The organism is Arthrobacter ginsengisoli, from assembly GCF_031456935.1.
GTDB lineage: Bacteria > Actinomycetota > Actinomycetes > Actinomycetales > Micrococcaceae > Arthrobacter > Arthrobacter ginsengisoli.
In genome coordinates this window covers 164,047-188,643 of record NZ_JAVDVQ010000002.1, presented here as the reverse complement: position 1 = coordinate 188,643, position 24,597 = coordinate 164,047, and the positions used below count along the sequence as shown (strand labels likewise).

Here is a 24,597-nt window from a genome sequence, read left to right as displayed (position 1 = left end):
CCTACAGCTCGACCTCAATGTACCCGCCCACAATCCGGGTACCGAAGGTCGGGAGGCGGAGTCCCGGCGTGCCCAGGCACTCCCCCGTACCCAGGTCATAAACCTCTTTGTGCAGCGGCGAGGCCAGCGTCGGGCGTGAGCCGCGGGACCCGGTGATGCCACGGGCCATCACATGCGCACCGGTGGCCGGATCCTCCTGGCCGACGGCAAAAACCTCACCGGACACGGTGCGGAACAGCGCCACCTGGCGCCCGGCGATCAGCGCGGCCTCGCCCCAGGCCGGTTCCAGGTCCTCCACGGCGCACACGCGGTGCCAGCCGGTCCCATAGCTGGGGTGTTCAACAAAGCTCCGTGCTGCGCTCTCAAGTACGGCAGTCATTTCGGCCCCTCTCTGATACATCTCTTCCGGGCTCAGCCGCTCCTGCGGCCACATACCCAAGCTAGGTCCGCGGTGTAACGGCCGCGTGCATTAAATGTGTCCGGCTCGTAAAAGAGACCTCACGCCGCCGGAAACGCGTTCGTGATGCAGAAGTTAAGATCACGAAACATAAGGGAAACTGAAGCGAAACTGCGCTTGCCTAGTCTGGATGGACACCTCGATTGAGAAGGCCGCAGAGCACCGACTGCGGCCACTGCGAAAGGCCCACCGTGACCGGACAGACTTCAAGCCCCCAGAACCAGGACGCAGAGCGCACCACAGCACCGCGCCGCATCGTGGTTGCCGGCGGCGGCCCTGCCGCCCACCGTTTCGCCGACGCCATGCACGCCCGGGGCCTGGACGGCTGGAACGTCACCGTCCTCACCGAGGAAGCGCACCTCCCCTACGACCGCGTCGCGCTGAGCAAAGCCCTCACCGACGCCGACGTCGACCTCACCCTGGGTGCCGCCTCGATGTGGGACCACGAGGCTCTCACGCTGCGGACCGGCGAGCGCGTCACCGGCATCGACATCGCGGGCAAGGCCGTGACCACAGCGGCCGGCACCGTATACCCGTATGACGAGCTGGTCATCGCCACCGGCTCCGATGCCGCCCGGCTGCCGATCCCGGGCTCCGAACTCACGCACGTCTACCGCACGCTGGAAGATGTCTGGGCCATCAATAAGGCGATTGCGGACCTGGCGGAGAAGCTGGGCCGCAAGGTCAACGCCGTCACGATCGGCGGCGGCCTGCTGGGCCTGGAATCCGCCGCCGGCACCGAGCAGCTCGGCGCCACCCCGATCGTCATCAACGGCTCCCCCTGGCTGATGAACACCCAGCTCGACGAAGGCGCCGGGCAGGCCCTGGGACGCCTGATCGAAGCCAAGGGCTTCACCGTCCACGGCGGGGTGTTCCCCTCCGAAGTCCTGTCCGACGACGACGGCCAGGTCACCGGGGTGCTGATGGCCGACGGCCGCATCGTCGACGCCGACCTCGTGATCGTCGCGATCGGCGTCAAACCCCGTGACGAGCTGTTCCGCACGGCCAACGGCCCGGAGATTGAGGGCACCGCGCCGCTGTTCGACCTCGGCCCGCGCGGCGGCGTCGTTATCTCCGACGGCTGTGAGACGCAGGTCCCCGGCATCTGGGCGATCGGCGAAGTCGCCAACTTTGGCGGCATGTGCCTGGGCCTCGTGGCTCCCGCGAACACCATGGCGGAGATCGTTGCGGACCGGCTGCACGGCGGCGACGCGACCTTCCCGGGTTTCGACACCGCCACCAAGCTCAAGCTCTCCGGCGTCGACGTGGCCAGCTTCGGCGACGCCTTCGCCCGGACCGAGCGCGCGCTGGAAATCGTCTACGCCGACCCGGCCCGCGGTGTCTACCAGAAGATCGTCACCACGGACGATGCCAAGACCCTGCTGGGCGGAATTTTCGTCGGGGACGCCGCCCCGTACACGTCGCTGCGTCCCATGCTGGGCCGCGAACTGGCCGCCGAACCCGGCGCCTACCTCACCGCGGCCGGCGGCGGCGACGCTCCGGACACGGAACTCCCGGATGACGCCATCCTGTGTTCCTGCAACAACGTCTCTGCGGGGACCATCCGCGACACCGTCAACGGCTGCGGGGCCTGCGACGGCAACGCCCCGGTCCAGGAACTCGGGGATCTGAAGGGCTGCACCCGCGCCGGGACCAGCTGCGGTTCCTGCGTGCCGATGCTGAAGAAGCTGCTGGAAACCGAACTGACCAAGTCCGGCGTCGCCGTCTCCAAGGCCCTCTGCGAACACATCGAGCTGTCCCGCCAGGAACTCTTCGAAACCATCCGCGTCCTCGAACTCAGCTCCTTCGAGGAGGTCATGGCCAGATACGGCACCGGGGCCGGCTGCGACATCTGCAAGCCGACCATCGCCAACATCCTGGCCAGCCAGAACAGCGCCTACGTCCTGGACGCCGGCCGCGGCACCCTGCAGGACACCAATGACCGCGCCCTGGCCAACATGCAGAAGGACGGCACCTACTCGGTGGTCCCGCGGATCGCCGGCGGCGAGATAACGCCCAAGAAGCTCGGAGTGATCGCCGCGGTCGCCGAGCAGTACGGCCTCTACACCAAGATCACCGGCGGCCAGCGGATCGACATGTTCGGCGCACGGCTGGAGCAGCTGCCGGAAATCTGGAAGCTCCTCGTGGACGCCGGCTTCGAATCCGGCCAGGCCTACGGCAAGTCCCTGCGGACCGTGAAGTCCTGCGTCGGCTCCACCTGGTGCCGCTTCGGGGTCCAGGACGCCGTCGCCATGGCCATCGCGCTGGAGCTGCGCTACCGCGGCCTCCGCAGCCCGCACAAACTGAAAATGGGTGTTTCCGGCTGCGCCCGCGAATGCGCCGAGGCCCGCGGCAAGGACGTCGGTGTGATCGCCACCGCGGACGGCTGGAACCTGTACGTCGGCGGCAACGGCGGGGCCACCCCGGCGCACGCCCAGCTGCTGGCCAAGGACCTGGACGACGAAACCCTGATCAAGTACATCGACCGCTACTTCATGTACTACATCCGCACCGCCGACCGCCTGCAGCGCACCGCGCGCTGGCAGGAGGAGCTCGACGGCGGCATCAAACACGTCGAGGACGTGGTGGTGCACGACACCCTGGGCATCGCCGAGGACCTTGAGGCCGCCATGGCCAAGCACGTTGACACCTACGTCGACGAATGGGCCGACACCCTGAAGGATCCCGAGCGCCTGCGCCGCTTCCGCTCCTTCGTCAACGCCCCGGACCAGAAGGACGATTCCATCACCTTCGTCCCCGACGAGCGCGGCCAGATGCGCCCCGCCACCGCGGAGGAGAAAGGTGCCGTGCTGATCGCCTCCAGCATCCGGGTCCGGCCCTCCGACGCCCCAGCCTCTGCCCAGGAACGCCCCGCCCAGGAAAGTAAGGTCTGACCATGCAGCTCAGCATCGATCTCAGCGGACGCGATGTCCTCGTCACCGGCTCGGACGCTGCCGCGCACCAGGCGGTCCGCCGCTACCGGGCCGCCGGCGCCGTCGTCTCGCGGCTCAGCAGCCCGGGCGGCGCCCGCCACGACGGCCCCCTGCCGGAACGCCCGTTCCTGGTCGCCGCCGTCGACGACGGCCAGCCCGGCTGGGAAGCGCTGCTGGACCGCTGCCGGGAAACCGGCATCCCGGTCGCCGCCGAACCCGCAGCAGGCCCCGGCGGCCACGTCACCCTGGTCGGCGGCGGACCGGGGACCACCGAACTGCTGACCGTCGCCGCCGTCAAGGCCCTGCGCGACGCCGACGTGGTGTTCTACGACCGGCTGGCCCCCTACCAGGAGCTGCCCGCCCTGAGTTCGGCCGAGCTGGTGGATGTGGGCAAGCGCCCCGGCCACCACCCGGTCAGCCAGGCCGGCATCGAGGCGCTGATGGTGGAGGCCGCGCTGGCCGGGAAAAACGTCGTGCGGCTCAAGGGCGGCGACCCGTACGTGTTCGGCCGCGGCGGCGAGGAAGTGGCCGCCTGCGTCAAGGCCGGCGTGCCGGTCCGCGTCATCTCCGGTGTGACGAGTGCCATCTCCGTTCCGGCCGCGGCCGGGATCCCGGTCACGCACCGCGAGGTCAGCCACCTGTTCACCGTGGTCTCCGGCCACGCCCCGCTGACCGAGAAGGAACACCGGCACCTCGCCGGGCTGGGCGGGACCATCGTGGTGCTGATGGGCATCGGCACACTGCACCAGCTCGCCGCCGGGCTGCGCCGGGCCGGGATGCGCGCGGACATGCCAATGGCCGTCGTCGAGCGCGGTTACCGTCCTGGGCAGCGGACCACCATCGCCGAGCTGGGCACCATCACGACGGCGGCTGCGGAGTGCAGCAACCCGGCTGTGCTGGTGATCGGCGACGTCGTCCGGGTCGCCGAGGCCAACCGGGGCTGCGCCGAGGCGGAAGCCGAACTGGACCGCCTGGCCGCGTCCCTGATGGGGGCGTGAGCACCGTGAGCGCGCTCAACGCCACAGCCCCGGCGGCGCTGCCCGCCCCCGATCCGGCACCCGAGGCCGTGGCGGAAGCCGCGGAGCTGCCGCTGGAGGGCTTCCGGATCGGGGTGACCTCGCACCGCCGTTCACAGGACCTGATCGAGGCCCTGGAGCGGCGCGGCGCCGAGGTGCTGCACGCGCCGGCGCTGAAGATCGCCCCCGTGCAGGAGGACCTGAGCCTGATCGAGGACACGCGCGCCATCATCGCCGCGCGCCCCGAGCTGTGCATCGCCACCACGGCCTACGGCATGCGGCGCTGGTGCGAGGCCGCGGACACCTTCGGGATCGGCGAGCAGCTGCTGGAGACCCTCGGCGCCACCCGGATGTTCGTCCGGGGGCCCAAGGCCCGCGGCGCCGTCCGCGCGGCCGGCCTGGCCGACGTCGGGATCAGTTCAGACGAAACCACCGCCACACTGGTGGACATGCTCCTGGCCGAGGGCGTGCGCGGCAAGACCGTCGCGGTGCAGCTGCACGGCTACACCGACGTCCGCCAGCTCGAACGCCTCCGGATGTCCGGCGCCACGGTCCTGACGGTCACTCCGTACCGCTGGGTCAAACCCGACGGCGCGGACCGGCTGCCCCGCCTGATCGAAGCCGCGTGCAGCGGCGACCTGGATGTGCTGACCTTCACGAGCGCCCCCGCGGTGGATGCGATGTGGAGCACCGCGCACGAGATGGGCCTGTACAAGCAGCTCGTGGAGAGCCTCAAGACCACCGTGGCCACCGCCGTCGTCGGCCCCATCACGGCCCAGCCGCTGATCGACGCCGGGCTTCAGCCGCTGGTCCCGGAGCGGTTCCGGATGGGCGCCCTGATCCGGCTCGTGGTGGAGCACCTGGCCCTCAACCACGTCCGCCGCCTGGACACCGTGTCGGGGCACGTGGAACTCCGTGGACGCTCGCTGCGGATCGACGGCGCGGCCGTGGAACTGGCGCCCGCACCGCTCCTGCTGCTGCGGGCGCTGCTGGGCGCCGGCGGCGCGGTACTGTCCCGCGAATCGCTGTCCGAGCTGCTGGAACTCCGCGGTTCGGTCCATGCCCTGGACATGACGGTCAGCCGGCTGCGCTCCGCCCTGCCGGACGGCCGACTGGTGGAAACCGTGGTGAAGCGCGGCTACCGGATCCGGGTGTGACCCACGCCATTACTGGCGGGTAAACATTGGCGAACGGGCGGCGAAAATCCCGCAACACCGGGGAAACACGCCGGAAAGATCACCCGCCTACGCTGGGTTCATCAAGCAGACCGGCCACACCACGGGCCACCAGCGAAAGGGCCTCACCATGTCCGCCACTCCCACCGCTTCCGCCGATTCGCAGACCCGGCCCCGCATTGTCATTGCCGGGGCCGGCCCTGCCGCGCAGGAACTCGTCCGCCAGCTCGTCCGGACCCCGTTCGCCGGCGGGATCACAGTGCTCAGCAACCGGGACGACGCCCCCGAGGAGCTGCTGGAACTCGCCGCGCTCCCGCAGGTTTCCGTCCGCTTCGGCCAGCCGGCGAGCTACATCGACCCGGACAGCCGCTACGTCACCACCGCGGACGGCCTGGAATTCAGCTACGACCAGCTGGTCATCGCAACCGGGTCCTCCCCCGCCGGCGCACCGCTGGCCGGGGAAGGCCGGTGCCTGAGCTACTCCACGATCGACGACGCCGCCGGGCTGGGCGAAGCCGTCAAGGATGTCACCCGCGTCCTGGGCCGGCGGCCGCTGGGTATCCTGGTCGGCACCGGCACGGCCGCGGGCCAGGCAGAGGCCGTGCTGCGTGCCCGCGGTGTCCGCCCCATCCGCACCTCACAGCGGCCGGCCGCCGTCGTTCCCACCCTCGCCGGTTCGACGCTCGCCGCCGCCGGGATTGTGTTCGAGGACGGCTCCAGCATGGCCGGGGACCTGGTGGTCCTGGCCGAGGAGCCGATTGCCCGCGACGCCCTCGCGGTCAGCGCCGGACTGAACACGGCACGCCACGGCGGGATCGTCATCGGCCGCGACTTCCGCACGTCCGTCTCGGGAATCTGGGCCATCGGGGACGCTGCCGTGTTCGACGGCGTCCGCCTGGGACTCCTCGTGGCCGCGTCCTCTGCCGCGTCCGTCTGCGCCTCCCAGCTGCTCCGGGCGGGAATGGCGGAGCCCCTCGCGGAGGCCGCCTGACCTGTCGCCCGAGCCGTGCGCGGATACCCTTCGGCGGCCGGGCCGTTGTGGCAAGATGGACACCTGAGAAGCCACGAAGGGATCACCATGAGCAACGACGCCGCCGCGACTGCCGGCAATGCCACCCCCGCTGCCCCGGACTCCGGGCAAAACATTGCCTCCTGCATCGACCACACGCTGCTCAAGCCGGAGGCCAGCGAAGCCGAAATCCTCAAGGTCTGTGCCGAGGCCGCCGAGTACCGGTTCAAGTCGGTGTGCGTCAACCCGATCTGGGTCAAGACCGTCAAGAAGGCCCTGAAGGGCTCCGGCGTGCTGACCTGCTCCGTCGTCGGTTTCCCCCTGGGGGCCACCCCGAGCGACGTCAAGGCCTTTGAGGCCCGCGGCGCGGTCCTGGACGGCGCCGAGGAGGTCGACATGGTGGTCAACATTGCCGCGGCCCGGGCCAACGACAAGGGCGCCCTCATCGATGACATCACGGCCGTCGCCGACGCCGTCCACGACGGCGGTGCCATCCTGAAGGTCATCATCGAAACGGCACTGCTGGATGACGCCCAGAAGGTGCTGGCCTGCGAGGCCGCCGTGGCCGCGGGGGCCGATTTCGTGAAGACCTCCACCGGCTTCAACGGCGGCGGGGCCACCGCCGCGGACGTCGCGCTGATGCGCCGCACCGTCGGCCCGGACCTCGGCGTCAAGGCCTCGGGCGGCGTGCGTTCGCTCCACGATGCACAGGCTATGATTGCTGCAGGTGCAACACGTATTGGCGCCAGCTCCGGCATCGCGATCGTCAAGGGTGAACAGGGTTCCTCCGCGTACTGATCCGCTCCGGCAGCCGCCACAGTTTTGAGCCCCACGGGGCCGAGGAGGAACGAATGTCCAGCAAGACCACCACCGCCACGACGCCGCAGAACGAGAACAGCCTCGGCTCCAGCATCATCCTGTTCGCCCTGATGATGGTCCTCTTCTTCGCTGCGCTTTACTCGCTGAGCTTCCTGACGCTGAGCAACCCATGGCCGATGGCCGTCTGCCTCGGCCTGTTCGCCCTGGCATTCTGGATCCCGCAGACCATCACCGGCCGCTCGGATTCCGCCGGCGAGTTCTAAGCACCAGCTACGCAACTGACTGAAGCTCCGGATCTTCCGGAGCTTCAGTCAGTTAACCCCCCGCGGCGAGCAGCGCGTAGAGGCTGTGGATCCAGCCCGCCCCGAGGGCGGCGGCGGCCGGCCAGTGCACTTCGGCCAGGGCCAGCGCGGCGCCGAACATCCCGATCATGGCGTAGGCGCTGACCGGGATCAGCACGAACCATTCCCGCCGTGACCCGGCCCGGCCCAGCAACGGGATGGAAAACGCCCCGTTGGCCCGCCAGATGTTCTTCACCAGCGGCAGTTTCCGCAGGAACTTCGGCGGCTTGATCACCACCGGCCAGAGCAGCGGCACTCCCCCGGTGGTGATCATGTCCCCGACAATGTGTACCAGCACGCCGGTCAGCATCGAGACCGGCAGCCAGGTCCACTGGTGCGGCGCGAACCAGGTCACAAGTCCGGCCATGGTCAGGGCGAAGACCCAGTTGCTGATCCAGCCGTACTTCGGGAAGAGCTTGAGGGCTTTGGCTGCGATGTTGATCATGAACATGCACAGCAGCCCGGCGCCCACCGACAGCAGACCCCAGTCGGTCTGCAGCTGAAACTGCCCGGCCAGCGTCGCGAGCAGCACAAAGAACGCGGTGCCGAGCAGGGAGTGCGTGCCCTGCCGGTGGCCGCCGGAGATGTTCTCGATGCCGACGGCGATCACGTTCGACAGCGGCGGCAGCGAGTGGGCCACCGTGCTGGAGCGGTGGTCCCAGTCGCAGACCAGGGCCGTCCCCGCCGTCGCCATCCCGCCGATCACAATCCCGGTCGCGTCCAGCGGATACCAGCCCAGCGCGTACGGACCGGTCGAGGCAATCGCCACCCACGCCGCGGCTCCCGACGCGGCGTGGTGTCCTCCCATCATGCTTTAGTTCCCGGCCGGTGAGGCAGACACAGCGGCATCGGAAAAGATGTTCCGGATGACCCCGTTGGCCCACTCGAGGATCTCGGCGTCCTGCAGGTCCCGGCCGCCGATCCGGGCGGTTTTGGGCTTCGGAATGAGCACCGCGTCCAGGGCAGGTTTGGACTGCGATCCGGGGTACATCCGGGTGAGCCGCATGAGCTTGGACTCCGGCAGTTGCGCCGGGGAGAACTTGATGAAGTTGCCCTGCAGGGCAACGTCGCTGAGCCCGGCCTCGCGGGCGCCCACCCGGAACCGGGCGACGTCGATCAGGTTTGTGGCGGGCAACGGCAGTTCGCCGTACCGGTCCACCAGCTCGGCGAGGACCTCGTCGATCGCCTCGTAGGTGATGGCGCCGGCGAGCTTGCGGTACGCCTCGAGGCGCAGTCGTTCGCCCGGCACGTAGTCGTGCGGCAGGTGCGCGTTGACCGGCAGCTCAATCTTCATCTCGGCGGCCTTCTCCTCCGCCTCGCCCCGGTACTCCGCAACGGCCTCGCCGACCAGCCGGATGTAGAGGTCGAAGCCGACGCCCTGGATGTGGCCGGACTGCTCGCCGCCGAGCAGGTTGCCGGCGCCGCGGATTTCGAGGTCCTTCATGGCCAGCTGCATGCCGGCGCCGAGCTCGTTGTGCGTGGCGACGGCCTTGAGCCGTTCCAGGGCCACCTCGCCCAGCGGCTTCTCGGACGGGTACAGGAAGTAGGCGTAGGCGCGTTCCCGGCCGCGGCCCACCCGCCCGCGCAGCTGGTGCAGCTGGGAGAGTCCGTACTTGTCCGCCCCGTCCACGATCAGGGTGTTGGCGTTGGAAATATCCAGCCCGGTCTCGATGATGGTGGTGCAGACGAGGACGTCGAAGCGTTTCTCCCAGAAGTCCACGATGATCTGCTCGAGCCGGCTCTCGGACATCTGCCCGTGCGCCACCTCCACCCGGGCCTCCGGCACCAGTTCGCGGATCTTCGCCGCGGTGCGGTCGATCGTGGACACCCGGTTGTGCACGAAGAAAACCTGGCCTTCGCGCATGAGTTCGCGGCGGATCGCCGCGGAGGTCTGCTTGTCCGTGTATGGGCCGACGTATGTCAGCACCGGGTGGCGCTCCTCCGGCGGGGTGGCCAGGGTGGAGGTCTCGCGGATGCCGGTCAGCGACATTTCCAGGGTCCTTGGAATCGGGGTGGCGCTCATGGCGAGGACGTCCACGTTGGTGCGCATCTTCTTCAGCGCTTCCTTGTGTTCGACGCCGAAGCGCTGTTCCTCGTCCACGATCACCAGGCCGAGGTCCTTGAAACCGAAGTCTTTGGACAGCAGCCGGTGCGTGCCGATCACCACGTCCACGGAACCGGACTTGACCCCGTCGGCCGTCTCCTTGGCCTCCTTGCTGCCCTGAAAACGGGACAGCGGCTTGACCACCAGCGGGAAGCCGGAGAACCGTTCGGTGAAGGTTTCGTAGTGCTGCTGGGCGAGCAGTGTGGTGGGCACCAGCACAGCAACCTGTTTACCGTCCTGGACGGCCTTGAACGCGGCGCGGACCGCGATCTCGGTCTTGCCGTAGCCGACGTCGCCGGAGATCAGCCGGTCCATCGGGATCTCCCGCTCCATGTCGGCCTTGACCTCGTTGATGGTGGTCAGCTGGTCGGGGGTCTCCACGTACGGGAAGGCCTCCTCCAGTTCCCGCTGCCACGGGGTGTCGGGGCCGAAGGCGTAGCCGCGGGAGGCCATCCGGGCCGAGTACAGCCGGATGAGTTCGCCGGCGATTTCCTTGACTGCCTTGCGGGCCTTGGACTTGGTGCTGGCCCAGTCCGCGCCGCCCATCTTGCTCAGCGCCGGGGTGTCCCCGCCGACGTAGCGGGTGACCTGGTCAAGCTGGTCGGTGGGGACGAAGAGCCGGTCCCCCGGGGCCCCGCGTTTGGACGGGGCGTATTCCAGGACCAGGTACTCGCGGACCCCGTCCCCGCCACCGGCGACCCGGCGCTGGATCAGTTCGACGAACCTGCCGATGCCGTGCTGTTCGTGCACCACGGAATCGCCGGCCACAAGCTGCAGCGGATCCACGGCGTTCCGCCGCTTGGACGGCATCCGGCGCATGTCCTTGGTGGAACCGGCGGAGGTCCTCCCGAGCAGGTCCGCCTCGGTCAGCAGGGCAAGCTTGAGCGGCTCCAGGACAAAACCGCGGCCGACGGCGGCCGTGGTCACCTCGATCAGCCCGGCCTGCGGGTCGTCGTCGAGGGAGTCAACCCGGGCGCAGGGGATGTCGTTGTCGTGGAAAAGTTCGGCGAGCCGCTGGGCCGGGCCGGGGCCTTCGGTGACAACGACGATCCGCCACTGTTCGCGCACATGGGAGCCGATGAAGGCCATCATTTCGGCGACGTCGCCCTGGTAGCCGCGGGGTTCGCGGGCGTGCAGGTTGAGGACGTCGACGTCGGGCAGCAGTTCCTCGTCGCTGGCCAGCGAGGTGATCGACCACCAGGACACCTCGTGCTCGAGGGCCGCGGTGCGGGTTTCGGTCAGCGATCGGAAGCTGGCCGAGTGCAGGGCCGCGGACGCCGCCGAACTTAAATCCAGCGGTGCCGTACCGCCGTCGGACGCCGTGGACCAGGCCGCTTCAAGGAACTCCTCGTTGGTGGCGGCGAGGTCGTGGGCGCGGGTCCGGACCTTTTCCGGTTCGATGACGACGGCCATCGAACCGGCCGGGAACTGGTCCAGGAAAGGCACCATGGCGTCCACCAGCACCGGGGCCAGGGACTCCATGCCTTCGACGGCGATGCCGCCGGCGATCTTCTCCAGCATGTCCGCGGCGGCCGGCAGCTGCGATTTCAGCGTCGCGGCGCGGGACATCACGGAGGGCGTGATCAGGATTTCGCGGCACGGCGGGGCGTGCAGTTCGGCGGGGTGGTGCACACCTGGCGCGCTCAGCGAGCGCTGGTCGGCGACGGCGAACCAGCGCATCTGCTCCACTTCATCGCCGAAGAACTCGACCCGGATGGGGTGGTCCTCGGTGGGCGGGAAGACATCCAGCATGCCGCCGCGGACGGCGAACTCGCCGCGGCGGGTGACCATGTCAACCCGGGCGTAGGCGGCGTCGGCGAGGCTTCTCACGACGCTGCTGAACGGGGCCTCCTGGCCGATCTTCAGGGTGACCGGGACCAGCTCGCCGAGGCCCGCCACGATCGGCTGCACGACGGCCCGGACCGGGGCCACGACGACGCGCAGCGCGCCGCCCGTGGAGGATTCGGGGTGGGCGAGCCGGCGCAGCACCGACAGGCGCCGGCCCACCGTGTCCGAGCGCGGGGAGAGCCTCTCGTGCGGGAGCGTTTCCCAGCTGGGGAACTCGGCGACGGCGTCGGCCGGGAGGAAGGCGCGCAGCGCTTCGGTCAGGTCCTCGGCTTCACGGCCGGTCGCGGTGATGGCCAGCACGACCGGCACCAGGCTGCTGCCGTTGCCGGTGTCCGCTGCTGTGTCCTCCGCTAGCGCAGCCAGTCCGTCCGCCATTTCCGCGAGCAGCGCGGAGCGCAGCCCGGCGGGGGCGCTGATCTGGTAATCCTCGCTGCGCCCGGCGAAACCGCGGGCGGCTTCGGCCCGGACCCGGGCGTAGTTCCGGTCGTCGGCGAGGACACGGCGCAAACCGGTGAGTGAGGGGCCGTTGAGGCTCATGGCTGTAGCTCCTGAAAGGGATCACGGGGATGCAGGCAACACGAATAGCCGGAATTCGCGAGAATCCCGGGTAACCCAAGCCTACCGCGCAGCCCGGACGCCTCCGGGCTGCGCGGGGCCGGAGGGCAAAGGGAAGGTCCTCCGCTTCCCTGACGGGATGCGGAGGACCTTCCGTTGGATGAAGCCGGCGGCTACAGGATTGCCGACATGGGGCTCCAGCCTGCCCCGAGGTCGATGCGGGTGAACCAGTCACCGGCACCGTTGTTCGGGTAGAGCCAGAGCTGCCCGCTGGTGTCGCGGGCAACGACGTCGGGCCGGCCGTCGCCGTTCATGTCGCCGGGAGCGGTGATGGCGGTCAGGGAATTCCAGCCCGCCCCGAGGCTCTCCCGCGTGAACCACTCGTTCTGCCCGTTGCCCGGGTAGAGCCAGAGCTGGCCGCTGTTGTCGCGGGCGATCAGGTCCACCTTGCCGTCGGCGTTGAAGTCCCCGGGGGCCACGATGGAGCTCATGACGTTCCAGCCGGCGCCCAGGTCAACGCGGGCGAACCAGTCGCCGGTCCCGTTGTTCGGGTACAGCCAGAGTTGACCGCTGCTGTCCCTGGCGATCAGGTCCGCCCTGCCGTCCGCGTTGAAATCACCGGGGGCCACGATGGAGGTCATGACGTTCCAGCCGCCACCGAGGTTCTGCCGCTGGAGCCAGTCGCCGGTCCCGGTGCCCCGGTAGAGCCACAGCTCCCCGTTGGTGTCCCGGGCGATCACGTCCGCCTTGCCGTCAGCGTTGAAATCTCCCGCGCTGACGATTGACGTCATCACGTTCCAGCCGGCGCCGAGGTCGATCCGGGTGAGCCAGTCACCCGTTCCCGTCCCCGGGTAGAGCCAGAGCCGCCCTGAGGCGTCGCGGGCGATCAGATCGGTCTTGCCGTCGCCGTTGAAATCGTTCAACCGCATCGACGACGCCGGCACCGCCGGAGTGACCTCATTCGAGGCCGCGGACCGGGGGCTCGTGCCGACGCCGTTGACCGCTTCAACCTGGAAGTTGTAGGCGGTGCCGTTGGCCAGGCCCGCCACCACGAGGTTAGTCTCGGCGGCGGCAATGCCTTCGATGGTGTTGATGACGGTGTCTCCGGTGCGGACCAGGACGTTGAGCGTGTCGGCACCGGCGGGTGCCGTGAAGCTCACGGTCGCGGTCGTGTTGCCAGCAACTGCGGTGGGCGTAGCCGGAGCCGCCGGTGCCTGGGCAACGGTGGCGGCCACGTCGATCGTCTGGTCGGAGAACCGCAGCTTTTCAACGTTGGTGATCCGGTCAGTGCCGTCTTCAGCCCTGCCGCCGACGTGTGCCACGGTGGTGACGCCGCTGTTGTCGGTGGTGATGTTGTACTCGGCCATTGCGCCGGAGAACACGGCCGTGTCGACATCGGATTCGCCCGGGCTGGAGAGGATCTCCCGGACGATCTTCACATTTCCGGGATCGATGGTGCCGGCCATGATGTCGGCCTGGAGTTCGGTCAGCGTCGTGACGGTCCGGGTTTCCGCACCCTGGCCGTTAACAACACTGAGCCGGACGTTGAGCCACTTGTCGCCGTCGATGATGTCATCGGCGCCGTTGCCCCAGATCTCGTCGCTGCCGGAGCCGCCGATGATGATGTTGCCGGCACCGAACGTGGTGGCACCCGCCGGCAGCAGGTCCGCGAGGCCGCTGATCCTTGCAATGCCGGCCGCGTCGAGTTCGTTGCTCAGGCCTTCGACGTTGACTTCGGTGTTGGGAACGGACGGCACCTCGTCGTCGCCGCGGAGCACGTCATCCTTGTCCCAGCCGGAGAGGGCTTCGACCAGGAGGAAGCGGTCCTTGAGGGCGTTGGGCCCGTCGACGATGATCTGGCGCATATCCGAGTCGGCCGGTTCGATCGAGCGGGCGTGTGTCACCCAGTCAAAGCCGAAGACACCGTGGTTGCGTTCGATGCCGGGGCCCGCGACCATCACGTCGTCGCCGCCTTCGGCGTCGTAGTCGTCTTCACCGGAATCGCCGATCAGGACGTCATGGCCCGGAGCGTTGATGTCGTCGAAGAACGGTGCGCCGCTGTCACCCTGCAGCAGGTCGTTGGCGTTTCCGCCTTCCTGCCAGTCATCGCCGCCGCCGCCGAACACTGCGTCCGGTCCGTCGCCGGAGAGGACCAGGTCGTTGCCTTCGCCCGCGAACGTTTCGTTGCCGTTGAGGCCGCCGTTGGAGAAGTCGTCGCCCTCACCGGACATGATGATGTCCAGGCCCGGTCCGGCGTCGATCGCGTCGTTGCCGGGTCCGCCCTTGAGAACGTCGTCACCGTGCGAGTCGGTGATCCGGTCATTGCCGTCGCCGCCGAGGACGACGTCAGCGCCGTCGTTGCCTTCGATGATGTCGTTGCCGTTGTTGCCCCAGACGGTGTCGTTGTCGATGCCGCCCCAGATCCGGTCTGCCGCCAGCGCGGGGTCCGCGTTGTCCCGCCCGTTGAACGTGGACTGGGCGTTGAGCCCGGGGCGGTCCACGGAGTTGCTGACGCGGTACCGGATGGTGCCGTCCGCCATCCGCATCAGGAGTGCGGCTTCGTCGCAGGACGAGGCCGGATCATCGGCAACCGAGTTTCCGGTGGTTGCGGTGATGTTGGCCATTTCGAACTCGCAGTCCGCGACGCCGAACACATCGGCCTTGAGGGCGGAGGCATCGGTGTTGCGCATGATGAGCTCGGACAGGGAGTTGCCTTCCAGCTGGGTCCGCAGGTTCAGGCCCGAGGTGCGGGAAAGGTAGTACAGGCGGTCCCCGTCCTGGAGGTCCGTCATCTGGCGTTCAAAGATGTAGTTGAATGTCGAGCCCAACAGGCCGCCGAAGAGGTTCTGGTACTCGGCGAGACCGCCGACCCAGAGGTCAACGTTGTCCAGCCCGCTGGCCCTGTCGGCCCAGGTGCCCGTGCTGTTGACGAACTCGAAGGAGTCCGTGGGAGTCAGTGCGTCCGCCGTGTCCATGTCGAACAGCCGCTGGGCGGCCGCCCGCTTGTCAACGATCGACGTCGCGGCCGTGATCGTGTCGTGGGTGCCGTAGGCGGCCATGAAGTTCACCACGGAATCCGGGTGTTTGAGGTTCTGGCCAAAATCCACCCAGCTCGTGTACGGCTTCAGCGAGGACTCGCCGGTGCTCGTGTACAGCTGGGAGCGGAAGTTGTTCAGGGACGGGATGCCGGTATCGCGGCCGCGGGCCAGGTTCAGCGAGGCAAGGTCCAAGGGCAGGCCAAGGACGTTGTTCCGCAGGGTGTCGGTCACGAACTCGTCGAGTTCGGCACCGACCTGGTCGGTCATGCCCATCGCGATGGCCCCGGCGGCCTGCTTCGGGTCCAGGGTGCCCGCCGTGCTGGCGTAGAACGCCGTGGGGTTCAGGAAGGCGTCCAGCAGCGGCATGCCGATGTCCGTGCCGTTGTTGGTCTTCCGGTCAATCGTTTCGGTCAGCATCGAGTGCCCGAACCGGTAGGTGGCGTGGGCGAACTCTGCCTTGATCGCGGGGTCGATTCCGGTGTCCGACTGGGTGAACACATTGAAGCCGTTGATTCCGGGCTGGATTTTGCGGGCAAAGTCCTCGAAGACGATGTGCTGGTATTCCATCTCCGTGACATAGCGTGCGGCCTGGAACAGGCGTTCACCGTTCCACTGGCCGTTCGGCAGCTTCCACTCGCTCAGGTCGACGTTCTGCGTCGTGAGGAGATCCTGCATGTAGCCGATCAGCCGGTTGTGCTCCGAGTGGAACACCTGGTGGATCGCCGTCAGGCCGATGTTCTCGTTGACGCGTCCGTCGCCGGCGACGAAGTGCGCGGCCAGCTGCTCATTGTCGTAGGTTCCCGGAGTGGCCAGTGGCTGGGCGACCGGGTTGAGATCGCCGTCGCCGTCGGCAGCCAGCGGAAGGCCGGTCTGGGAGTTGAACGGCGCCGCGTTGTGCGCGATGTCGTCGAGGAAGGCGATGCCGATGCGCTTGACGTTTTCCGGCGGCGCGACCGGGGCCGCCAGGTTGCCTTCAACCCTGCCCGTGGCGGTTTCGTACTGCGGGAGCCCGTTGGGTCCGCGCAGGAAGCGGCCGTACTGGTCGGTCGCGATCCTGGGGATGTCGGCCACGTCAAAGTCCGACAGGTCCAGGCCGAGAAGTTCCCGGGCCTGGCTCTTGATGTCCGCCCACGTGGCCATGCCGCCCGGCTCGCCTTCAATCAGCTCGCCGCTGGCGACCGGATCGCCGTTCTCGTTCAGCACGTATTCCCGCAGGAACACCTGGTGCGAGGGGTGGGACGCGTAGGTCTGGCTCTGGTCCACCCACGGCGAATCCGTGTTGGTGGCGTCCTGGACATCGTCGGCGTTGCCGAGGATGCCATCGGGGCCGGCCTGGTTCTCCGCCCGGTTCAGCAGCATGAAGTTCGTGCGCCCGCCCGGGACGTAGAGCGGATCGTCCTCGGCCAGCGGCATCATGACGACGTTCTTGGTCTTCTTGGTGAAGTCCACACCGTGGTCGAAGAACTGTCCGAACAGAGCGAACATGCCGTTGTACGGCGGCGAGAGCCCGAAGTCGGTTGTGACGTTCGGGATGTCGAGGGTCGAACCCTCCGGCACACAGTTTTCCGGCAATCCCGCACCATCGCAGGGCACCGCCGTCGGGCTGTCGTTCACCGTGCGGTGCGCCTGGCCGGAAGCGGCGACGGCGGCCGGGTTGGTCACCGTCTGGTCCACGATCACGTTGCTGACGAAGCGCGGGGTGCTGTCGGTGACGTTTTCATTAACCGACTTGTAGCTTTGCCCGCCGGAGGAGGTGCGCCACTGCGGATCCGAGAGCCGCGGGAACATCCGGCTTGCGGACCCGAAGGCATTCTGGCCCTGCACCAGGTTGTTTTCCGAGCCGTCCACGGTGCGGAGACCGTAGGGCAGCAGCGGGTTGGCAATCTGGTTCGGGCCGGTACCCAGGAGCGGCTGGCCGGGTACGTCATTGCCCTGGCCGTCCTCCTTGGTGGCGTGGTTTTCGGCGATCTTGATCTGCTTCAGGATGAAGCGCATGTCGCCTGCGTTGAGCGTGAATCCCTGGCCGGTCGGCGCCGCGGAAACCGCCGGCGCCAGCACGGACGGGACGACGCCGGCACTGAGCACGAGCGCGAGGGCACCGGCCGCGATTTTTCGCGTGACACCTGGTGCCAACCCGAGAGCCTGCGGGCCGCCGTCCCTCCTTCGGGTCTTACGATGTTTCGCCATAATCTGTTCCTCCATCGAGTCGCACCGGCTCCCCCCTCAACGTGGTCGCTCGGTTCACTGGATAGCCGAAGTGTGGCCCTGGGGCCTTTGGAATTTCTTGGGACTCCTGAGCCTGATCATGCGGAAGGATGCAGGAGGGGGCGGTTGGGCGGAATGTTATCCGCGTGACAGAAAAGGCAACGCGGGGCCACTGGGAGCCCGCCCCGGGGCGCGGGGACGAAAATTGCTAAGCTTGCTGTCCAGGCTGTGCTGCACACCTTCCGAGGAGACTTCATGAGCATCAATCCACGAACGGTGCTCGTCACCGGCGCCACCGGCTATATCGGCGGTCGGCTGGTCCCCCGCCTGCTGGAAGCCGGGCACAAGGTCAAGGTCCTGGTCCGGACCCCGGCGAAGATCGCCGGCGTGCCGTGGCTCGACGACGTCGAGGTTATCCAGAGCAGCCTCGACGACGGCGCGGCGCTGGGCGCGGCGCTAAGCGGCGTCGACGTTCTGTACTATCTGGTCCACTCCATGGCCACCGGGTCGGGCTTCGAGGCCAAGGAAAAGGCGATGGCAGAAACCGCCGCCCAGGCGGCGGCCGGCGCCGGCGTGGGCCGGATCGTGTACCTGGGCGGCCTGCACCCCGCCAACACCGAACTCTCCACCCATATGCGGTCCCGCGAAGCCGTGGGCAAGGTCTTCCTCGACTGTCCGGTGGACGCCATCGTCTTCCAGGCCGGTGTGGTGATCGGCTCTGGTTCGGCCTCGTTCGAGATGATCAGGCACCTGTCCGAGACGCTTCCGGTGATGCCGGCCCCCAGCTGGGTGCGCAACAAGATCGAGGCGATTGCCGTGCGCGATGTGTTGCACTACCTCGTTGGGGCGGCATCACTGGACGGCCCGATCAACCGCACCTTCGACATCGGCTCGCGCCAGGTCCTCAGCTATGCGGGGATGATGCAGGAATACGCCGCGGAGGCCGGGCTGCCAAAGCGCTGGGTCCTTGCCCTGCCCGTCCCCGCCCCCAAACTCGCCGGGCTCTGGGTGGCGCTGGTGACGCCCATCCCGCTGTCGATGTCCCTGCCGCTCGTGGAATCCCTCCAGCACGACGCGGTCTCCCGCGAACACGGCATCGATTCCTATATTCCGCTGCCCGACGGCGGGCTGACCCCGTACCGTCGTGCTGTGGCGCTGGCCCTGGGCAAGGAGCGCGACGGACAGGTCGAGACGACCTGGGCCAGTGCCGGGGCCGACGCCGATCCGCTCCCCAGCGACCCGGACTGGGCCGGGCACCGGGTGTACGTCGACGAGCGCACCTACTCCAGCGCGGTGGACCCGGGGCACGTCTGGACCATCATCGAAGGGATCGGCGGCCGCAACGGGTGGTATTCACTCCCGCTGGCGTGGCGCGTCCGCGGCTGGCTGGACAAGCTGACCGGCGGCGCCGGGCTGCTGCGCGGCCGGCGGCACCCCCACCTGCTCGCCGAAGGCGAAGTGGTGGACTGGTGGCGGGCCGAGCGGATCGAGCGCGGCCGGCTGCTCCGGCTGCGGGCCGAAATGCGGGCACCGGGCCGGGCCTGGCTGGAGCTGTCCGTGGAGCCGGACGGGACGGGCAGCCGCTACCGCCAGCGCGCGATTTTCTTCCCGAGGGGACTCAGCGGGCGCCTGTACTGGCTGGCCGTGCTGCCGTTCCACAGCCTGATTTTCCCCGCCATGTCACGAAACATCACGGCCGCGGCGAAGATGCTCCAGGATCTCGAATCGGATCCGGCCCGGCACACCGCGTAGGATGTTGGGAGCCCAAATCGAACAGTTCCACCCCACGGAGGACCCCCCCAATGGCATTGAGTGCATCCACCAACCTTCCGCACAGCGTTGACCGCGTCACCGCAGTGTTCGTAAATGAGGACTTCCTGCGCCACACGAGCGAACTCGTTGGCGGCACCCTGGAGTCATTCGCCGTCGACGGCGACACGGCCGGCGCCTTCAGCACCACGACCGTGCGGACCATTCCGACCACCCGGATGCCGGAAATGGCCCGGAAGTTCGTCGGCGAAAGCCTGAAGGTAACGCAGCTCGAGACCTGGGATGCCCCGGCAGCCGACGGCTCGCGGCGGAGCAGCATCACCCTGAAAGTTTCCGGTGCGCCTCTGGACGTCAACGCCGTCCAGCGGCTCGTCGCCGACGCCGGCAGCACCCGGATCGAGCTGGAGGGCACTGTCACCTCCTCCGTGCCGTTCCTGGGCGGAAAGATCGCCGAAGCCGCCGAGCCGATGGTGGGCAAGGCCCTGAACATCCAGTCCACCCAGGCTCAGGCCTGGCTCGAAAGCCACTAGCACATGGAGCTGCCGGCAATCCTGGCCGTCGTCCTGATCGTGGCCGGCCTCTGGTCCCTCGCCGTCTGGCCGCAATTCCTGCGGCGGGTCATGAAGGATCCACGGGCCCGTGACACGAACGGCAAAGCCACCCGCTTCCTCACCGTCCACGTCGTCCTGGTCAGCATTTCCATGCTGCTCGGGGCGGCGACGGCGGCGGTCGGGATTGCCGGCCTGCTCGGTTAGTACCAGCGGGCCTGCCCGGTTAGTACCAGCGGGCCTGCCTGGTGGGTACTAGCGGGCCGGGGTGCCCGGTGCTACTGCCTGGGCCAGGGCGTCTTCGGCCGCCACCCAGGAGATCATGGCGCACTTGACCCGGGCGGCGTATTTGGAAACGCCTTCGAAGGCTGATGCGTCGCCCAGGATTTCGGGATCCGCGGCGAGTTTCCCCCGGGACCGCAGGACTTCGCGGAAGTTGTCGATGACGTTGGTGAAGCTGCCCACGTCCATGCCTTCGGCAAGGTCGGCGAGCACCGAGGCCGAGGCCATGGAAATCGAACAGCCGGCCCCGTCCCAGCGCAACTGGGCGACCTTCCCGTCAGACACCGCGACCCGGACGGTAATCTCATCCCCGCAGACCGGGTTGAGCTGGTGGGACTGCCCGGACGAGGCCCCCGCCGGAACCGGCGCCTCCGTCAGTCCGCTGCCGGTACGCAGTTTCGCGTGTTCCAGAATGATCTGCTGGTACAGCTGTTCAAGGCTCATGCGGGAAAATCCTTAGGCTCCAAAGTAGGCTCTGACCCCGGCGACTGCCGCGAGGAAGGCGTCCACGTCGGACGTTGTGTTGTACAGGTAGGTGCTGGCGCGAGTACTCGCTGTCAGGCCCAGACGTCGGTGCAGCGGCTGCGCGCAGTGGTGGCCGACCCGGACCGCGATTCCCTTGCTGTCCAGGAACTGGCCGACGTCGTGCGCGTGCACACCGGCCACGTCGAAGGAGGCGAGCCCGATCCGCTCCTGACCGGCGGCCGGCCCAAGCACCCGGATGCCGGGGATCGATGCGAGACCTTCGACCAGGCGCTGCCCGAGCAGGGATTCCCAGGCATGGACGCGGCCCATCCCCGTTTCGGTGAGGTAGTTCGCCGCGGCGGCGAGGGCGATGGCCTGGGAGACCTTTTGGGTGCCGGCTTCGAAGCGCTGTGGCGACGGCAGGAACGCGGCCCGCTCCATCGTCACCGTGGTGATCATCGATCCCCCGGTGAGGAACGGCGGCAGCGCGTTCAACAGTTCGGACCGGCCGTACAGCACGCCGATGCCGGTGGGACCGAGCATCTTGTGTCCGGACAGGACCGCGAAGTCCACGCCGAGGTCCTTCACATCCAGCGGCAGGTGCGGCGCGGACTGGCAGGCGTCCAGCACGGTCAGGGCACCCGCCTGCCGGGCCATTCCCACCAGCGTCTTGACCGGGTTGATGGTGCCCAGGACATTTGAGGCGTGGCTGAAGGCCAGGACTCGGGTAGCCCCGGTGATGATGCGTGCGGCGGCCCCAAGGTCCAGCACGCCGGCGTCGTCGACGGGAATGAACCGCAGGGTCGCGCCGGTCCGCTCGGCGAGCTGCTGCCACGGGATGAGGTTGGCGTGGTGCTCCATTTCGGTGACCACAATCTCGTCGCCGGCGCCGAGGGTGAATCGTGCCGCCGCCGACCCTGCGCCCGGCAGGGACGCGTTCAGGAACGCGTAGCTGAGCAGGTTCAGGCCCTCGGTGGCGTTGGAGGTCCAGATGACTTCGTCGGAGCCAGCTCCCAGGAAAGCCGCAAGGGTTTCGCGGGCGTCCTCGAAGGACTCCGTCGCCTCGACAGCCAACAGGTGGGCTCCACGGTGAACGGCGGCGTTCCGCTGTTCGTAGAATTCCTGCTCGGCCTCAATGACGCTTACCGGGTTCTGCGAGGTTGCCCCGGAATCGAGGTAGATCAGGGGTTGACCGCCTACGGACCGCGAGAGGATGGGGAAGTCATTGCGGATCCGCAACACCTCGTCGTCGCTCAGTGCGGGCAGGGTCCGGGACTCTGACGTCGCCACAAAAGCCACGCTGGCCTCCTCAAATCGGATGAAATGGACTACAGTCCATCATCCCACGGAACGGCACCCCCTGGATTTGGCCGGTCATTGGGCAGCTCAGGGCCGGTGTGAATCGCCGCCCGTATCGATGAGGTCGACCCGCCGGCTGACGCCCAGTTTGGCGAAGACCCGGTAGAGGTGTCCTTCCACCGTCCGCTGGGACACGCAGAGCCTGCTGGCGATCTCGGCGTTCGTGGCACCGCCGGACACCAGATCCAGGATTTCGGTCTCCCGGGCGGTAAGTTCGGCATCCTGCTCAGGGCGGACGAGGTCAATGTGCGCAGCCATCCCGGCGGCAGTCATCCGGTTCTGGATCTTGCGCTGGACGGCCAGGAGTTTTCGTTTGTCCGTGGTTTCGGCCAGGCACCGTTCGGCCTGCTGCGCCGCTTCGAGGGCCAGCAGCACGTAGCCGGCACGCAGTGCCTTGTCACTGAGGTGGACCAGTTCGGCGTCGTCAGCATGCAGCACGGCGAGCGCGTAGTCGTGCAGCATGCCCGCTTCGCGCCCCTCGACCGCGAGGCTGCTGAGGGCGAGACCGTCCGCGGCTTCGGTGTCTCCGCGGCGCACGGCAAGCCGTCTGATGTCCGTCTCGATCCCCCGCAGTCCCTGCCGTTTGGCTTCCGCGGCCAGGCCGGTGAGCCTCTTGGCGACATCCCCGGCCCCTTCCGGCGCTCCGCCGGCCGCGGTGGAGTACGCGTCCGCGAGCAGCGGAACCGCCCCCTGTCCGCGGTATCGGAACAGCCGGAAGGCGACCGCATGCTCCTCAGCCTCCCGCACATGGCCCACCACGGACTCGGCGTATGCTGCCACGGCATGGGCCAAGGGCAGTAGCTCCCAGGGGTCGGCGATCGTGAGTTCCTCAACGCTGTGAACGAGTTCGGCGATGCCCTCGGGCATGCGCCCCTGACGGACGCGGGCGAGGCCCCTCATCAAGTGCAGGATGCCGCCGCTGAGCAACAGCCTCGAGGTGTGATGGGCCTCGTACTCGTTGAGGGCAGCGGCGAGCGCCTCCCATTCCCCCGCCCAGTTCAAGCTCAGGCTGTAGCGCACCAGTTGGTCTTCGTAGACGAGCGGCAGGGCCATGCCCCAGCCTTGGGCCTCGTGCCAGGCCTCGCGGGCCAGCCCAACGCCCTCTGCCACCCTGCCCTGGGCGCAGAGCAGCTCGGCGAGCAGCGACTCTGCCGGAAGCTTGATCTCGAGCCGCTCCCCGGCGGCCGCGACCAGCTGGTTTAACCTGCCCTCACGGTCCGTCTGGCCGCCCTTCAGCTGGCTGCCGGCCATCCCCGCCGCGACCGCAACCGGGGTCGGATCCAACCACGACGGCCCCCCAGCGGCGCCGCTGTGAGACGCCGGCTGGCCGTTCCGCAGCCGGCCGGACAGCAGAGCCGCCAGATAGCGGGACCCTTGGTTCGCGAGGGGTTCAGCGAGCTGCAGGAATTTCGCGGACTGCTCGCGGTCACCCAGCAGATACCGCGCATAGGCCATCTGCAGCCGGGCCTCGGGAATCATCGCAACGTCGGAAATTGCCTCCGCGGCCCTCAGCGCGACCGGCGCATCGAGGGCGGCATTGGCCGTGCATGCCGCTTTCAGCAGCTGTTCCGCCGGGACGGCGGCTCCGCAGTCCAGGGCCCACCGAACCCGGTTCAGGAATGCGTCCGGGGGCACAAAGGTTCCCGAGGGCAGTGACACAAAGCTGGCACGCAGGCCCGCGCTCCTGCCTGCCGGAATCCACCGGCGGATGATCTCGCCGATCAGGGGACTCGCGGGACGCACCGTCCGGTCAGCGCCTCGTGACACGCTGATGATACCGGCCCTTTCCAGGGCGTCGACAGCCTTAGGGCCACCGAATCCCAGCAGCTGGCCGAGTGGAAGCGGGCCGGCCAAGGCAACGATGGCGGCAGCTGTCCGTTCCTCGGGTGACATCGAACGCAGTTCGTGGCCGATCAGGTCAGCGCCCGGGATATCGGACAGGCCGGGACGTGAGAGCAGGAACCAGATGCCGTGGCGCAGCCCCAGGGCCCCGGTTTTGCGGGCATGTTCGATCAGCGAAAGCAGCATGTACGGGTTCCCGGCGGAGGCATCCGCGAACATCGCACTGGCCCAGGGCGAGACGTCGGCCCGGAGTACCTGCTCGCAGAGCTGGTGCACCTCGGCCCGGGTCAGCGGCTCCAGGTCAAACTTTGCCAGGATCCCGTCATCCCAGAGGGCCAGGAATTCCTCGGGGATAAGCAACCCCGGCCGGCAGGTGGCCAGGACGCTGGCAGCTCCGGTGGCCACGGCCTGCGCAACAAGCTGCGTCGTCCCGCGGTCCAGGCACTGGGCATCGTCGATCACGAAGAGCGGCCTGCTGGGCTGGGACTTGATGTTGTCCGTCACGGCCGTGACGACGGCGGAAAACGAATCCAGGTCGTGCGCGGGCAGCTGGCCCAGATAGGGAGACAGCGCGCCGAACGGCACCGCCGCCAGGGCCGGGGTTGCTGCGAGTCGGATCACGGCGGTGTGCGGCCGGAGTTCCCGGATGACTGCCTTGGAAACGGCGGTCTTCCCGGTGCCCGGGTTGCCGACGATGAGGGCGCCGGACTTCCCGTCGTCGCGCAGGCACCGGACAATGTCCTTGATGACGGCGGAACGGCCAACCAGCGGTGCGGACTCAGTCAGACTTTCCACCCCGGACCTCCCTGCGCCCGCAAGCCGGCCCGCGGG

Annotated in this window: 16 protein-coding genes; 9 read left to right on the top strand and 7 right to left on the bottom strand. The window is 68.3% G+C overall.

The genetic code is table 11. The features are described from left to right. Position 1 precedes the first annotated feature (1 nt). The gene (gene nirD, locus J2X01_RS02950) at positions 2-379 is read right to left on the bottom strand and encodes a nitrite reductase small subunit NirD (RefSeq protein ID WP_310050434.1); all 378 of its coding nucleotides are present in this window, start codon (positions 377-379) and stop codon (positions 2-4) included. A 269-nt stretch (positions 380-648) separates the two neighbouring features. Between nirD and nirB the strand changes: the two genes are divergently transcribed. From nirB to J2X01_RS02920, 6 genes are all read left to right on the top strand, one after another. Next, positions 649-3,351, top strand: a complete 2,703-nt coding sequence (nirB, locus tag J2X01_RS02945; RefSeq protein ID WP_310050433.1) for a nitrite reductase large subunit NirB — start codon at positions 649-651, stop codon at positions 3,349-3,351. A gap of 2 nt (positions 3,352-3,353) precedes the next feature. After that, a complete protein-coding gene (cobA, locus tag J2X01_RS02940) occupies positions 3,354-4,388 on the top strand; it encodes a uroporphyrinogen-III C-methyltransferase (protein ID WP_310050432.1) in 1,035 nt (344 codons plus the stop codon). Positions 4,389-4,393: 5 nt separating this feature from the next. Continuing rightward, positions 4,394-5,563, top strand: a complete 1,170-nt coding sequence (locus tag J2X01_RS02935) for a uroporphyrinogen-III synthase (protein ID WP_374724931.1) — start codon at positions 4,394-4,396, stop codon at positions 5,561-5,563. 148 nt (positions 5,564-5,711) lie between these two features. Beyond that, positions 5,712-6,572, top strand: coding sequence for an FAD-dependent oxidoreductase (locus J2X01_RS02930; RefSeq protein ID WP_310050431.1), 861 nt, complete (start codon positions 5,712-5,714; stop codon positions 6,570-6,572). A gap of 87 nt (positions 6,573-6,659) precedes the next feature. Then, positions 6,660-7,388 carry a deoxyribose-phosphate aldolase gene (gene deoC, locus J2X01_RS02925; protein WP_310050430.1) on the top strand — a complete coding sequence of 243 codons (729 nt, stop codon included), beginning with the start codon at positions 6,660-6,662 and terminating at the stop codon, positions 7,386-7,388. Positions 7,389-7,441: 53 nt separating this feature from the next. Then, positions 7,442-7,672 carry a hypothetical protein gene (locus J2X01_RS02920; RefSeq protein WP_310050428.1) on the top strand — a complete coding sequence of 77 codons (231 nt, stop codon included), beginning with the start codon at positions 7,442-7,444 and terminating at the stop codon, positions 7,670-7,672. 52 nt (positions 7,673-7,724) lie between these two features. On the opposite strand, the gene J2X01_RS02915 is transcribed toward J2X01_RS02920, so the two are convergent. The 3 genes from J2X01_RS02915 to J2X01_RS02905 all read right to left on the bottom strand — a co-directional run bounded on the left by J2X01_RS02915 (position 7,725) and on the right by J2X01_RS02905 (position 17,482). After that, a complete protein-coding gene (locus J2X01_RS02915; protein ID WP_310050427.1) occupies positions 7,725-8,561 on the bottom strand; it encodes a metal-dependent hydrolase in 837 nt (278 codons plus the stop codon). 3 nt (positions 8,562-8,564) lie between these two features. After that, complete coding sequence (gene mfd, locus J2X01_RS02910) at positions 8,565-12,239, bottom strand: transcription-repair coupling factor (RefSeq protein WP_310050425.1); 3,675 nt, start codon at positions 12,237-12,239, stop codon at positions 8,565-8,567. Between the two features lie 191 nt (positions 12,240-12,430). Then, a complete protein-coding gene (locus J2X01_RS02905) occupies positions 12,431-17,482 on the bottom strand; it encodes a peroxidase family protein (protein WP_310050423.1) in 5,052 nt (1,683 codons plus the stop codon). A gap of 273 nt (positions 17,483-17,755) precedes the next feature. On the opposite strand from J2X01_RS02905, the gene J2X01_RS02900 reads away from it, so the two are divergent. From J2X01_RS02900 to J2X01_RS02890, 3 genes are read left to right on the top strand one after another with little or no spacing between them, the layout of a single operon-like run. Beyond that, positions 17,756-19,252 carry an SDR family oxidoreductase gene (locus tag J2X01_RS02900; protein ID WP_310050422.1) on the top strand — a complete coding sequence of 499 codons (1,497 nt, stop codon included), beginning with the start codon at positions 17,756-17,758 and terminating at the stop codon, positions 19,250-19,252. A 50-nt stretch (positions 19,253-19,302) separates the two neighbouring features. Next, positions 19,303-19,800, top strand: coding sequence for a DUF2505 domain-containing protein (locus J2X01_RS02895; protein WP_310050421.1), 498 nt, complete (start codon positions 19,303-19,305; stop codon positions 19,798-19,800). A gap of 3 nt (positions 19,801-19,803) precedes the next feature. Continuing rightward, on the top strand, positions 19,804-20,025 hold the full coding sequence (locus tag J2X01_RS02890) for an SCO4848 family membrane protein (protein WP_310050420.1): 222 nt from the start codon (positions 19,804-19,806) through the stop codon (positions 20,023-20,025). A gap of 48 nt (positions 20,026-20,073) precedes the next feature. Here the strand turns inward: J2X01_RS02890 and sufU are convergent, their stop codons facing one another. The 3 genes from sufU to J2X01_RS02875 all read right to left on the bottom strand — a co-directional run bounded on the left by sufU (position 20,074) and on the right by J2X01_RS02875 (position 24,561). Beyond that, the gene (gene sufU / locus J2X01_RS02885) at positions 20,074-20,544 is read right to left on the bottom strand and encodes a Fe-S cluster assembly sulfur transfer protein SufU (RefSeq protein ID WP_310050419.1); all 471 of its coding nucleotides are present in this window, start codon (positions 20,542-20,544) and stop codon (positions 20,074-20,076) included. Between the two features lie 12 nt (positions 20,545-20,556). Next, on the bottom strand, positions 20,557-21,864 hold the full coding sequence (locus J2X01_RS02880; protein WP_310050418.1) for a SufS family cysteine desulfurase: 1,308 nt from the start codon (positions 21,862-21,864) through the stop codon (positions 20,557-20,559). A gap of 87 nt (positions 21,865-21,951) precedes the next feature. Further along, positions 21,952-24,561, bottom strand: a complete 2,610-nt coding sequence (locus J2X01_RS02875) for a helix-turn-helix transcriptional regulator (RefSeq protein WP_310050417.1) — start codon at positions 24,559-24,561, stop codon at positions 21,952-21,954. Between the last annotated feature and the right edge of the window lie 36 nt (positions 24,562-24,597).

What these genes read in the sequence shown, in the direction of transcription:
- nirD (WP_310050434.1), bottom strand. Translation starts at nt 379, where the DNA reads ATGACTGCCGTACTTGAGAGCGCAGCACGGAGCTTTGTTGAACACCCC.
- cobA (WP_310050432.1), top strand. Translation starts at nt 3,354, where the DNA reads ATGCAGCTCAGCATCGATCTCAGCGGACGCGATGTCCTCGTCACCGGC.
- J2X01_RS02930 (WP_310050431.1), top strand. Translation starts at nt 5,712, where the DNA reads ATGTCCGCCACTCCCACCGCTTCCGCCGATTCGCAGACCCGGCCCCGC.
- deoC (WP_310050430.1), top strand. Translation starts at nt 6,660, where the DNA reads ATGAGCAACGACGCCGCCGCGACTGCCGGCAATGCCACCCCCGCTGCC.
- J2X01_RS02920 (WP_310050428.1), top strand. Translation starts at nt 7,442, where the DNA reads ATGTCCAGCAAGACCACCACCGCCACGACGCCGCAGAACGAGAACAGC.
- J2X01_RS02915 (WP_310050427.1), bottom strand. Translation starts at nt 8,561, where the DNA reads ATGATGGGAGGACACCACGCCGCGTCGGGAGCCGCGGCGTGGGTGGCG.
- mfd (WP_310050425.1), bottom strand. Translation starts at nt 12,239, where the DNA reads ATGAGCCTCAACGGCCCCTCACTCACCGGTTTGCGCCGTGTCCTCGCC.
- J2X01_RS02905 (WP_310050423.1), bottom strand. Translation starts at nt 17,482, where the DNA reads ATGGCGAAACATCGTAAGACCCGAAGGAGGGACGGCGGCCCGCAGGCT.
- J2X01_RS02900 (WP_310050422.1), top strand. Translation starts at nt 17,756, where the DNA reads ATGAGCATCAATCCACGAACGGTGCTCGTCACCGGCGCCACCGGCTAT.
- J2X01_RS02895 (WP_310050421.1), top strand. Translation starts at nt 19,303, where the DNA reads ATGGCATTGAGTGCATCCACCAACCTTCCGCACAGCGTTGACCGCGTC.
- J2X01_RS02890 (WP_310050420.1), top strand. Translation starts at nt 19,804, where the DNA reads ATGGAGCTGCCGGCAATCCTGGCCGTCGTCCTGATCGTGGCCGGCCTC.
- sufU (WP_310050419.1), bottom strand. Translation starts at nt 20,544, where the DNA reads ATGAGCCTTGAACAGCTGTACCAGCAGATCATTCTGGAACACGCGAAA.